This is a genomic window from Shewanella atlantica, from assembly GCF_003966265.1.
In the GTDB taxonomy this organism is placed as follows: Bacteria; Pseudomonadota; Gammaproteobacteria; order Enterobacterales; family Shewanellaceae; genus Shewanella; species Shewanella atlantica.
The window spans coordinates 310614-323889 of the sequence record NZ_RXNV01000003.1 but is presented as its reverse complement, the minus strand read 5'-3'; the positions used below and the strand labels follow the sequence as shown (position 1 = coordinate 323889).

At 44.6% G+C, this 13276-nt stretch carries 9 protein-coding genes; 4 read left to right on the top strand and 5 right to left on the bottom strand.

The window, feature by feature from the left end:
• Positions 1 to 208 precede the first annotated feature (208 nt).
• Complete coding sequence (locus EKG39_RS10045; protein WP_126505609.1) at positions 209 to 1030, bottom strand: hypothetical protein; 822 nt, start codon at positions 1028 to 1030, stop codon at positions 209 to 211.
• A 798-nt stretch (positions 1031 to 1828) separates the two neighbouring features.
• Between EKG39_RS10045 and EKG39_RS10040 the strand changes: the two genes are divergently transcribed.
• A complete protein-coding gene (locus tag EKG39_RS10040) occupies positions 1829 to 4009 on the top strand; it encodes an OsmC domain/YcaO domain-containing protein (protein ID WP_126505608.1) in 2181 nt (726 codons plus the stop codon).
• Between the two features lie 104 nt (positions 4010 to 4113).
• On the opposite strand, the gene EKG39_RS10035 is transcribed toward EKG39_RS10040, so the two are convergent.
• From EKG39_RS10035 to EKG39_RS10025, 3 genes are all read right to left on the bottom strand, one after another.
• Positions 4114 to 4587, bottom strand: a complete 474-nt coding sequence (locus EKG39_RS10035) for a response regulator (protein ID WP_126505607.1) — start codon at positions 4585 to 4587, stop codon at positions 4114 to 4116.
• Entirely contained in the window at positions 4574 to 5929 is a 1356-nt protein-coding gene (locus EKG39_RS10030) for an ATP-binding protein (RefSeq protein ID WP_126505606.1), read from the bottom strand. The genes EKG39_RS10035 and EKG39_RS10030 overlap by 14 nt, the downstream gene beginning before the upstream one ends.
• Before the next feature lie 94 nt (positions 5930 to 6023).
• Positions 6024 to 7448, bottom strand: coding sequence for an SLC13 family permease (locus tag EKG39_RS10025; protein WP_126505605.1), 1425 nt, complete (start codon positions 7446 to 7448; stop codon positions 6024 to 6026).
• A gap of 924 nt (positions 7449 to 8372) precedes the next feature.
• Here EKG39_RS10025 and EKG39_RS10020 point away from each other — a divergent pair.
• The 3 genes from EKG39_RS10020 (at position 8373) to EKG39_RS10010 (ending at position 11208) form a co-directional block, all read left to right on the top strand.
• The gene (locus EKG39_RS10020) at positions 8373 to 8891 is read left to right on the top strand and encodes a hypothetical protein (protein ID WP_126505604.1); all 519 of its coding nucleotides are present in this window, start codon (positions 8373 to 8375) and stop codon (positions 8889 to 8891) included.
• A 269-nt stretch (positions 8892 to 9160) separates the two neighbouring features.
• The gene (locus EKG39_RS10015) at positions 9161 to 9970 is read left to right on the top strand and encodes a RecX family transcriptional regulator (protein WP_126505603.1); all 810 of its coding nucleotides are present in this window, start codon (positions 9161 to 9163) and stop codon (positions 9968 to 9970) included.
• A 428-nt stretch (positions 9971 to 10398) separates the two neighbouring features.
• Positions 10399 to 11208, top strand: coding sequence for a hypothetical protein (locus EKG39_RS10010; protein ID WP_126505602.1), 810 nt, complete (start codon positions 10399 to 10401; stop codon positions 11206 to 11208).
• Positions 11209 to 11456: 248 nt separating this feature from the next.
• Here the strand turns inward: EKG39_RS10010 and pfaD are convergent, their stop codons facing one another.
• On the bottom strand, positions 11457 to 13085 hold the full coding sequence (pfaD, locus tag EKG39_RS10005) for an eicosapentaenoate synthase subunit PfaD (RefSeq protein WP_126505601.1): 1629 nt from the start codon (positions 13083 to 13085) through the stop codon (positions 11457 to 11459).
• Between the last annotated feature and the right edge of the window lie 191 nt (positions 13086 to 13276).

Sequence of the window (13276 nt, the reverse complement as noted above, 5' to 3'; positions counted from 1 at the left end):
GCCAGTGAGCTGTGGGCCGGGGTCATAACGGCGCAGATCCGGCGATTGAGGGCAACAGTCACTTGTTCGATGAGTATATCGTCTGAGTTTACTCTAACATCACCCCTTTAAATGGGCAGGAAAACTAAATGTCAGATGAGGGCTAAAATTGTGTCTATCAGCAGTGCTGTAGCCCACAGCTTAAAAATAATGCCCAAAAAAACCGCAGTTAGAATCTATGGGTAAAGTAAATGCCAAACTGGTCTAGTTGGGTTTCATTCAGCTCAAAGTGGGTCCATTTGAGTTGAACTTCCGAAGATCTAGTGACTTGATAATTGAGCTCTATCCCACCATAGGGGGATATACCGTTTTGTTGGCCCGAATCTACAGAGCCTATTTTAGAGCGTGACTGTTCCCAGTTAAATGCACCAGCATGAATAAGCGTCGTCAAATTAGGTGACAGTACTATTCTCTTGCCGATCTTAGTACCCCATCCAAGATATTGATAAGATTCATCAATTAAGCGATTGATGTAGCTTGCCTCCTCGTCAAAGAAAACGTTAGCCATCAATGACGATTGAGACCCTCCAAGTTCAAGCTCTTCAAATGCCACTCTCCAATCTGAACCTTGTTCACTGCCAGTAAACGTGGAGTAATTAAATAAAAAGCTATTGGCTAAAGAGTAGCTGAATGCTGATTCGCTAAAGAAAGAGCCATTAATCAATGAATTTACATAGGGGCTAATGTCTATTTCTGTGTGACGAGTAAAGAGTGTCGGCTCGCTGTGAGTGCTAGAGGAAGCATACACTTCGGAATAATCGCTCACGGCATAAGCCTGAGAATCTACTGCCGCCAAATGCTGCATCGAATCATCTGCCTCGGCTCGATTGTTCATAGTTAATAGCGTGCAGAATAAGGTTAACCATAGGGGGGAAATCTTACAGGCTTGCGACTTGATGCTAAGAGGCGTGTATTTCTGTTCTTGAGTTACCTTATTGGGCAACACAGGGATAAGTGAACTAAAAACATCATTAGATTGGATACGGCTCATATACTTCCTCTTATAAGACTTGACGTGTTCAGCCAAAATATCAGGTATGAAGCGCAAGTCAGAACTACACTTTCAACACATAAACTCAGGCATAAATGCGCCATAACACTTGGCAGCTTTGTGTTTCAAACCCTTATGAAACGATTGTTTTAGCGGTCAAAAAAACGTCTTTATGTTTTGAAGTATTTAGCTCTGGGAGAAAAAATATTCAAATTAGTATTATTGGAATTTGAATTGACGACTCGATTTAATCTTACAAGATTATAACAGTTGTGCGTTTTTTGTACAGCTTTGGGCGATTAAATTTGAGTACTGTTGTGCACTGAGGGCTCGTTAATGAGTTCATCGCGGCGTTTTCTCCCCATTTATGCGCTGCTAGGAGCCTAGATATTTCATCGTGATGAAGTTTCGCTATTTCTGGCTGCTTAACGAAAACCTAGCTTTTATTGATACCTTCAACCGTAACTAACATGTCCCTCTTTGCTTCCTGTTATGAGATTTTTACGGGAGCCTGCTTTCGAGGTATGCTTTATTGTTAACCATGGACCTGAACCTGAGTTGAATGAAAATTGAACAGCAATTGTTTTTTTGGAGGGCAAGTGAAAGGTGTTAGCTAATGTTTGGTAATACAATGCTACCAGTGCAAAATAAGACAGAAGTAAATGAGTTAGCCAATATTAGCGCTCTTAATTAAGTCATTTACAAAATAAACCCAAGACTATTGCCTAAAAAACACCGATAATTCCCCTCATTAAGGCACAACCGCCGATTTACAGCGCACGACTCTGGACACTATCAATGGAAATCAAAGTTAATTTTCTCGACAATCTTAGACTGGAAGCGAAGTTTGATGACTTTACTGTCACCGCAGATCAGCCTATTCGCTACAAAGGCGATGGCTCTGCTCCCAGCCCTTTTGATTACTTCTTAGCGTCATCGGCGCTTTGTGCGGCCTACTTTATAAAGGTGTACTGTAAGGCGCGTGATATTCCAACTGAAAATATCAGACTGTCACAGAACAACATTGTTGACCCGGAAGATCGTTACAACCAAATTTTCCAAATTCAGGTAGAACTGCCCGATGATATTTCAGAGAAAGACAGAGTCGGTATTTTACGTTCGATAGACCGCTGCACCGTTAAAAAGGTGGTACAGACAGGGCCTGAATTTAAGATTGAAACGGTTGAGAGCCTCGACGAAGATGCTAATGCCATGCTGATGGGGCAACCCGACGGCGATGCCAGCACCTACATCTTGGGTAAAGACTTGCCGCTTGAGCAAACTATCTCAAATATGACGGGCATGTTAGCCGACTTAGGCATGAAGATAGAGATATCTTCGTGGCGCAATATTGTCCCTAATGTGTGGTCGCTACATATTCGCGACGCAGCATCACCTTCGTGTTTTACCAACGGTAAAGGTGCTACTAAAGAGAGTGCGCTTTGCTCGGCACTTGGTGAGTTTATCGAGCGTTTAAACTGTAACTTCTTCTATAACGATCAATTCTTCGGCGAAGAGATTGCCGGCAGTGAATTTGTTCATTATCCCAATGAAAAATGGTTTCAGTTAGAAGAAGACGATGCATTGCCAGCGGGCATCTTGGATGAGCATTGTTTAGAGATATACAACCCGGATGGTGAATTGGCGGGTTCTAATCTTATCGATACCAACTCAGGCATGGTTGAGCGTGGCATCTGTACCATTCCCTACGTTCGTCACTCCGATGGCGAAACGGTGCATTTTCCCTCTAATTTGATCGAAAACCTATTTTTGAGTAATGGCATGAGTGCGGGTAATAACCTGCAAGAAGCCGAGGTGCAGTGTTTATCAGAAATTTTTGAGCGCGCGGTTAAAAGACAGATCATCGAGCAGGAGATTGTCTTGCCGGATGTGCCTATGCAGGTATTGGAAAAGTACCCGAGTATTCTGGAAGGCATCAAAGGGTTGGAAGCACAGGGTTTCCCTGTTGTGGTTAAAGACGCCTCTCTTGGTGGCCAATTCCCGGTCATGTGTGTCACGCTGATGAATCCAAAAACGGGTGGCGTATTTGCCTCTTTTGGTGCGCATCCTAGCTTCGAAGTGGCACTGGAGCGCAGCTTGACTGAGCTATTGCAGGGTCGAAGCTTCGAAGGCTTAAACGACGTACCTAAACCCACCTTTGACACCATGGCAGTGACTGAGCCTGAGAACTTTGTCGATCACTTTATCGATTCTACCGGTGTTATCTCTTGGCGCTTCTTTAGTAGTGCTCACGACTATGAGTTTTGTGAATGGGACTTCTCCGGCACTAACGCAGAGGAGTCTGAGGGTTTATTTGGCATATTAGCCGATATCGGCAAAGAGGCTTATATTGCCGAATTCGACCAGCTCGGTGCCTCGGTATGCCGCATTTTAGTGCCGGACTATTCAGAAGTGTACCCCGTTGAAGATCTGATCTGGGATAACACCAATAAAGCGCTCAATTATCGTGAAGATATCTTAAATCTTCATTCACTCAACGATGACGAGTTAGCTGGCTTGGCAGAGAGTTTAGAGGAGAGTCAATTAGATAACCAAACAGACATTCCGACTCTGATTGGTATCGTTTTCGATGAAAATACACCTTGGGGTCAGTTAACCATTATTGAGCTCAAGATCCTTATCTATCTGGCGCTGGGCGAGCTTGAAGATGCCATCGAGCTGGTTGGTGAATACCTGCAGTACAATGACAATACGGTTGAACGTGGTTTGTTCTATCAAGCCATACATGCAGTGCTTGAAGTCACCTTAGATGAAGAGTTAGAACTCGAACATTTCATCAATAACTTCGAGAGAATGTTTGGTAAAGAGACCATGGATAACGTGGTTGGCTCAGTGACCGGCGAGGTCAAGTTCTTCGGGCTGACTCAAACCAGCATGAAGCTTGAGGGCATAGAGCCACACCTGAGGTTGATTGAGAGCTACAAGAAACTGCACCAGGCCCGCAAAGCTGCGAGTTAACGTCTGTTAATTTCTTTAGCCTGTACAGATAAAAGCCCATCAATCGATGGGCTTTTTGTTAGCTCCGTTTGTCCCGAGCTGACCTTTTTATCTACTTCTACAGCTTATCTTAAACGCTGCAGCACCACACTTTGATCGAGGATAGATTGAAAGGGTTCGTATTCAATCCCACTATCGAAGATATATTCAGTGATTAATGTGGTGGCTATGTTCAGTAACTCTTCTGACTTCCAAGGCTTTTCGAAATAGCTCTCGACTCTGGCTCGATTAATGGCGGCGATGGTGTCCTGGTGAGTTGCCTGGCCGGTTAATAAGATTTTTTTAGTCTGATGATAACGGCGTTCTTGAGAGATCTCGGTGAGAAACTCCACCCCAGTTTTTTCAGGCATGACATGATCAGAAATAACCAAGGCAATATACTCACCCTCAGCATCAAGGCTGTCCATAACCTCCAGTGCTTCAATCGCGGATTCACAATCTTCGATATTGAAAAAAGCGGCTAATGGAGAGAGATCCTGTAACACTGCACTCAATACTTCACGTTGGTCATCAACACAGATAATATTAATTTTTTCCATCAGTTCCCTCGATTTCTTGTGCAGGTACAGGCAGTTTTATCCTGAATATGGTTTTTTCATCATTGCTCATTACAGCAATACTGCCGCCGTAACTGTTTACAATTCGTTGAACGATTGAGAGCCCAAGCCCCAGCCCGAAAGATAACCCACCTTTTTTGGTGGTAAAGTTTGGTTGAAATATTTTTCTTCGCGTTACTTCATCAATCTCGGGGCCATTGTTAGCCACCGTTATCTGTACCATATTGCGTACGTGACGAGTAGATATCTCAATAGCTGGCTCAGAGGTATGACTTAACACATCACTGGCATTTTTAATAATGTTGACCCAGATTTGCACCAGCTCCGTTGAACTGGCTTTCAGCTTCGGCAACACCGCGGGGCTTATTTTTACATTAATGCCACGTAAACTATTGTGTAGCAAGGCCAGCGCTTTATTGATGCTATCATTAACATCCAGCCACTCTTCGGTATCGGTATCGGTTCGGCCTAATTGTTTCACCGACTTCACTATGCCTACCGAGTGCTTAGAAGCCAGTCGCATATCATGCAGATCCCTACCTATCTCCCAATAGCGCAGCGCTTGTTCAATATCGGTTAACCACGAACTGTCGATTTCCCCATGAGGGACTGCGCGGGCAAGCTTTCGGGCGCTATCACGGTCAATTCGATAGGTATTCATCAGCTCTTTTGCTCTGGCTCTAACCTCTGATGAACTAGCCTTCTGACCATAAAGTAAACCATGTTCGAGAAATTGCCTAGTATCCGGGTGACACTCTTCGATCAGATCAAATACGACTGTCTGCAACCGCTCGGTCTTGCTGTTAATAACACCGACCGCATTATTTAACTCATGAGCAATGCCCGCGGCCAGCTGTCCTAACGTGGTCATCTGCTCGGCGGTATTGAGCTTGTTTTGTACCGTTTCGCGCTCAACCGCTTCCATGCTGGCTCGGCGCTGTCTGCGTGCTAACTCTTTAACGATCACTGGAGTAAATTGAGCCGTTAGCGGGCCATATTTCTCCGGCGATACCACAGGTGTAGAGGTATCAATCCAGGCAAGCTCGCTGTCCTCTTTTGCTATCACAGTTGTTGACGCTTCGAGCGTTTCTGCGAAAAAACTGTGCACGCCGATAAAGGTTCCGGCGGGCGCGGTAAACACCTTGGTTTTTCTGTCTTTGGCTGTGGAGGAGAAAAAACCTTCTAACTCTCCGGATTTTACCCAATAGAGGCGATCGTTATACTCCGCCTGTTTTAAGACTACCTCGCCTGCAGGAATCGTTATTTGACGAAATGGATTCTCGAAATAATCATCTATAAGTCGTTGTAGTTTCACTTTTTCCATTGCTTTTCTCTAAAGAATATTGCTCAGGGCTGCTATCCGTTACGCTCAAGGCTGACTATTTATAACAGACGCTCAGGGCTGATAAAACAGTCGCTCAGGGCTGTCCAATAAAACCTGTGATGTTCAAGACCCACACCATCACAAAGCTCAGTGAGACACCCAGTACGCCAAGAATGACCCCAATCTTTGCCATCTGGTTGGTCTGAACGTGGCCTGTTGCATGTGCCAACGCGTTCGGTGGCGTACTAATTGGTAACGACATACCGAGCGAAGCGGCGAAGGTAACGACTAAGATCAATGTTATCTCACCTCCGAGCGGCGTTAAGGATGTCATAGACGTACCTAAAGCCGCCATAATTGGCATTAACAAGTTCGCGGTAGCCGTATGGGACATGAAGTTAGCCATGATCAAACACAAGGTCGCCGCACCTAGCAATACCACATATGGTGAGAAGGCATCAAATGGAATACTGTGCACCACCAAGCGTGCCAGCCCCGTTTTATCGAGCGCGAGCCCTAATGCGATCCCCCCCGAAACCAACCATAAAACATCCCAGGAGATCTTCTTAAGATCCTCTTTATTGATAATGCCGGTTAGAGAGAAGATGGCTACAGGGATCAAGGCAACGGTGTAAGAGTTCATACCATGACGAGACCCCATCAACCATAATCCTATGGTCATAATGAAGGTGACGTAAACGGTTAATGCTTTTGGTGTCTTTAAAAATTTTCCTTTTATTTTAAGCTCTATCTTCTCTTGCTTAGCGGGAAAAAGATGGTTAATCAGGAACCAGGATGCGGTCATCATCACCACTACAAATGGCACACCAAACATCATCCATTCACCAAAGGTAATAAGGTTATCATCCACTAAATATTTAAGCGCAATTGCATTAGGAGGGGTTCCGATTGGGGTGCCGATACCCCCAATATTGGCAGCCACAGGAATGCATAATGCAAACGCAATTTTACCGGGATCTTTGGGACCAAACAGCGCGATGACCGGGGTTAAAATTGACAGCATCATCGCAGTGGTGGCGGTGTTTGACATGAACATCGAAAAGATGCCGGTGATCAACATTAAACCTAGCATCACAAAGCGAGGTTCATTGCCAAACGGCTTTAATAACACCCTGGCCAAGTTGATATCCAAACGATATTTGGTTGCCGCCATCGCTAAGAAGAAACCACCAAGAAACAGCATAATGATTGGACTTGCAAAGGTCGCCATTATCTCGTTGTATTTTAACAATTCGCCAAAGTTACTTTGATCTTCGGCTAAGCGAAAAAGAATGAAGCCTTTATCGGACAGCAGCAATAACTCTAATACGATAATAACCACGGATGTGGCGTAAATTGGAATAGGCTCCATCACCCAACACAGTGCCGCCAATAGAAATATTGCAATCACTCGCTGTTGTATGATCGTTAAACCATCAAGAGGGAAAAAGCTGGTGGGAAGGGATAAAACAATCAGAGGGATAAGAATGGGGATTATGTACTTCAAGTATTGGCGCATAGAGTGCTGCTTCCTTACTAAACAAACCAGATCTTTTTCTATCTAAACAAGTTATTTACATACTAAAAGAATTATCTATTAAACACACAGCTGCGACTTGGCGTCAGATCACCATTTAGACAAACGGTAAGCGTGAGGTAAGCGTTAGTTAGGCTTTTTGTTTAAAAGCACGCTAAGTTTGACCACCTGATTGAAGGTGCCTGGTAAAGTGGTGCCGGTTCAGTATCGCGCGTACTCAACAACGTGGGGAGCTGCTAGACTGCTCTGGTAACTTTTTAATTTAAGAGCGACTTCTGAGAAGCGAAACTTTCAACGGGGGAGATTAGATTCTGCGAGCTCTTTAAGTCATGATGTTTACTTAAAAGCTACAGATTTCTGTATTGAAGCTTAGAACTTAAATGTTAAGTATTTGCGCTTTTATAACCCAGTATCTGCACATGTGCTGACTGTGGGTCATAGGAATCATTTCCGGTAGAAGTTAACTCGTTTCTGCTTAGAGTTTGTTGGCTTTTGTAATGAAGGTTTGGTATGCCTTAGTGTTTGCTTCAGTCGCGTTGGACTGAGTGGTTATTGATGGTTTTTTTTGACGTTCATACCTCCATTGTGACTTATCATCTGCTGGTCGGGGGCATAACCCAGCCCAAGCAGTGCGCTGATTTAAGTTGTTAGGTTTGGCTTCTAATTCATGATCTTAGGTTTAATGCTTGTATTGAGTTCAACCTACAAATTAGATTGACGTATGACCACTTGTGGGCTTAGCTAGGGAAACTCGAACTCAATCATCGAACATGCCATTTAGGGAAGAAGCCAATCGATAATGTGCCAATCAACTCTCCTAAAAAGTTTTCTCTGACTTCATTTGTTTTTTGTTATAGAATTGTATCGAAGAGGACTTTCCCCCACAGATTAATTGAAGGGTGAGCAATGAGTTTCAAATTATTTAAATCGGTTATGATATTTACACTTCTAAGTGTGTCATCGACCACCTACGCAGCTAAAACCTACGAGTTCGATATTACACCCACAAGTGAATATGTGAATGAGAATTACACAAACTACGAACCTGTTTCGCTAACTTTGAGTTTCAAAGATGACACGGATTTTGACGAAGTAGACAAAGACGATGTTATAGACCTTATGTTTACGATCAAAGGAAGTACTAAAAGGTGTAATAAGATCCAAAGTAGCGGATTTGTATCAGGATTTTTCGCAGATTTGAAAGGCAGCCCGATGTTACACCTTTCCCCAAGGAAGATGCGTGGAGCCTTGATCTCTTGTACCACAGCTGAAAGCCAGGGTGAACCAGCATTGGCGATTATTTCACTTGGAAAGAGCCTCTGGGAGGAAGGGTACGGGTGCATATCTCGGTATACACCGCCTTGGAACGGTGGTGATTTTTACCAGCTGTTTTGTCGCAAAGATGTGGTGGGGCAACTTAAGTGATACTTCGCCAGAACGGTGGAGTCCTGCTGTTTTCGTATTAGTAATTGTAGGTTTTATATATCGTCAGTAATCAGCCCCTAATCCGTAGGGGCAAAAAAGCCAATCAAACCAATCTAACCAATTATTAACAATAACTAAGACATATTTGGCTTGTTCTCAAATCGTATTCAAGCACAACGGCCCTGACACAAAGAGGTCTAGCGCGTACTCAACAACGCGGTGATCTGCTACACTGCTTTTGGTTACTTTTTAATTAAGATCAATTTGTTATGCAGCGCCCACCACTACGTCAAGCCAAAACCATCGACAACGTTTTCAGTAGTGCCTATTGGCACCTTGGCCAGCAAGATTTTACCATCAATGAAATTCGCGCCAAGCTTGAACGTAAAACCGAAAACCTGGAGTGGATTGAGACCGTACTCGCTAACCTGATAGAAAATGGTTACTTAAAAAGTGACTACGACTTTGCTGTGCGCTATTGCGAGCTGGCCTTCAGTCATGAAATAGGTAAAGGCGCGATAAGACGTAAGTTACAACGGCGAGGCATCGCCGTTACTGAGATTGATACCGCAATAGAGCAGGTGATGGGCGAGCAAAATGTCGATTCCTATAAGATGGCGACATCCAGGCTGTTAAGCAAATATGAGAACTTTTACGGTACTACGCGAGAAAAAGTCTATGCCATGATGACCACCAAAGGCTTTTCTCGGGTAGAAATTGACCACGCACTGTCACAACACCCGGAACGTGAAACACTGCGCAGTAAATTAGCCGTAAAAGCAGACAAGGCCGACTTAACCACTGAAATCATCAAACTATTTAACAAAGGCAAGGGCGAAACCCTCATCCTGCAGGAGCTAAAACAGCGGCTGATCGATGTGAGCGACTTCGAAGAGACCTTGTACCAATTATCGCTCACAGGCGAGGTCGATTTCTATCAAAGCTGTAAAAATGAGCTGGCTAAAAAGCGCTATGACCTGTCGGACTATAAAGATAAATCGAAGGCCTATGCGTATCTGTCCCGTAAAGGGTTCGGCAGTGACGAAATCAAAGAGGCAATGAGTCTGGGTGATGAGTAACTGAAGCAGTTAATGAAATAATCAGATAAAAGGAACAGGCCCCTTTATCTTGCTAAAATGAATGATAAGTTCGCGCAATTAGATTTCTAATACTAGGCTTTTTAAATCACTCACGGACGAGTCTCCTGCCATATGAAAAGTCTTTCTGCATGCCCTTAATCAGCAAATTACGCTCGGTTATATTCCGTTTTTTCGATTTCTATCGTTATTTTTTGCTGGTGAGAAAACTGCAAAATTAGGTTTGGCTATTAAAAATTCATAATCATCTTTTCATATAGGAGTTGGAGGTCGAAAGGATAAGCTTACTAGCGTGTGTTTTGGTATTAACGGAGCTGTCCTAGTGCAGGTTGTGCTGATTAAGTTATTTTTTGTCATAGGCTCAAGCTCTTTGAACTAAATGGATGTTTTGACTAAAAGGCATTTATAAAATGATAAGGATATTATTTTTTTTTCTTGCTTTTTCTGCGCAGATTTATGCTCTTGATTATCAAGATTATGAAAAATTTAATGGTGACAGGAGATATAAGAGAAGTGAAATCGTTGCTCACAGTCATCGAATTTGGGTTTCAGTTCTACCGAGTTCCAATATTGAACCATCAGATTCTCGATGGATATGGTCTCCGGTAGCTTTGACTGGTATTAAGGAATGGCAGCCCGGTCAACTCTATCTTCTTGGCGATTCAGTTGCTATTGAACGGAAGTTCTATTTTGTAAAGCGGTTGGGCTTTTCGAAACCTGGTAGTCATTTCAGTAAGTATCAATGGGAAGAATTTACCCATCCCGCTATCGGATATGAGCTTCCTATACTCTATCAAGATGATACATCAAAGACGATCGATGGAGTCGACTCTAATTTTGATGGTGTGAGAGATGATTATGAAGTATTTGTAGTTATGAAGCATACGGATCCTGTGTTACGTATGCTTGGATTTAAGGCTGGAAAAATTTACCAAAAATTATTGAATTTGGCTTCAATGGATATCAGCGAAGTATCCATTGATGATGCAGCTTTACTTGCTGATTATCTCGTCGCAATGCAAGTTTGTGTTCGACAAAAAATTCGTTCTCAAGAAAGCTTCTTCGGTTACCAGTATAAGTACTTAAACACAACAGAGCGGTTTGAGGCTTACTATAGCGCTCAGAACATGCTTTATGAATTATTAGGTGATGAATATGAGCCAAAGGTATCAGATATGCCGTGCCAGCAAGTAACAAGTGTAGAAGGAGAGCTGGGGTGAAATTTAAAGCATGGTGTTTAACTCATAATGGTTTGGTTAAGACAAAAAAGCCATCGGCACTACTTCTATCCAGGTAAGAAGTGCCCGATGGCTTTTGCTTTCTCTTACAGCTTAAAACTTCTCTTTTTCTAAAAGCCGCTCAGGGCTGACATTCTTCAAAAAACCGCTCAGGGCTATCTATAAGAGCCGCTCAAGGCTGAGACCTTTCCTCGCAACTCGAAACTGCTTTCCCTCGCGACTTCTTAGCTTTAAGCCATCCTCTGTGTCGGCTTCCAGCGCAGTAGCTCAGTTGGCAACTTCACTCCTTGAGCGGTCAGCGAGTTAACGCGGTTCAAGTAAGCGGCGCCATACATCAGGTGCTTAGCCAGATCGACTGCATTACGGTCCTGGTAGTTATCTAAGTAGCTGCCCTTGGCCCACTGGTTAAATGCGCCCAGTGCCGGACCTGCCCAGATCTGGTAATCCATCTCACGACCCGCTTCGCCTGAATTAGACCAGCGGCTCGAAAGCCCGAGATACCAGCGGAAGATAAGCGCCATCTTACGCTTGGGGTTGCCCTCGGCGCGTTCGATCTGCTTAGGGTCACGCTCGTTAAAGTGAGCCACAGTGCCGGCCCAGATATCATCAAGCGATGAACGGAATACCTGCTTCTCAAGCTTCTCACGCTCGTCACTCGGAATCGCTTCGATAGAGTCATAACGGGTGTAGATTTCGTAAAGCTTGTTAGCGCGCATCGGGAACAGGGTGCCGCGCTTTACTACTTGCAGCTTCACGCCCATCTCGAACATATCTGCAGCAGGGGCCATGGTTACATCGGCCATCTCGGTTGTGGCAAGCAGCTTACGGGTATGCTCGCTGGCACCGGCTTCGACACAGGCCTGGTTGATAGAACCGGTAACGATATAGGCTGCGCCCATGTTAAAGGTTGCCAGCGCCGCATCGGGAGTGCCCACACCGCCACCACAACCGACACGGATTGGTGTGTCGTACTGGTACTTGGCCTGGATCTCCTCTTTAAGCGCCAAAATCGTTGGCAGTAGTGTCACTAACGGACGGTTATCCGTGTGACCACCTGAATCGGCTTCGGCGGTGATGTCATCCGCCATAGGAACCAGCTGAGCCAGCTCCATCTGCTCTGGTGTGATAGAGCCGTCATCGACCAGCTTTTGTAGCATCTTAGCCGGCGCGGGCATCATGAATTTTTCAGCCACTTCGGTGCGGCTGACTTTGGCTATGACCTTGTTAGCGACAACCACGTTTCCATGGGCATCACGGCTCAGACCTGCAGCGCGGTAGTAGACAATCTGTGGCGTAAGCCCAAGAAATGCCGAGGCTTCGACGGTGCGGACCTTATGCTTTAGAAATAGCTCGACGCTGCCACGCTCTAATGCTGGCTCACTCGGGCTATGGATTAGGTTGAACATGTATGGGCCATTTGGCAGGGCTTTTTGAATGCGGTTAATTGCCGCTTCGACACGACTCGGTATCAGGCCCGCTGCGCCAAATGAACATAAAATTCCGGCTTGACCCAGGGCGATAACCAGCTCTTCAGATGAGATGCCGTTAGCCATCGCACCGGCATAATAGGCGTATTTTACCCCGTGTACACGGCGGAAGTTACTGTCACCTAAGCTTTCGGTGCCAAGTGCAGGCGCGAAAGCGCTGACTGGTTGTGCATTACCATTAGCACCTTGCTCTGATGCTAAGCTTGCCTCTTGGGCGATACCAGTGCCTTTTTCGCTGTGGTTAACTATGTAGCAGCCACGGCTGAAGTCTTTCAGTTGCTGCTCCATTGTGTTCACATCAAAGTTGATGTTGGCATCGGTTACCGACCAAGGCCATGGAGAGAGCTTTTCACTTGTTGTCGTAGGATTCATTCTTGACCCTTAAATTAATTCTTTTCTGTTTTAGTTCTTTATCAGTTTGAGTTTTCAAACTTAACTAGTACGTTTTATGAATTGAGTTAGGACGCAGATACTTTTGCTCAATTTCCCGAAAAAAGCGCGCAGCCTATGACTATAGGTGAGCACTTTTGACACAGAAATTGAGCAAAATAGCCAGTCAATAA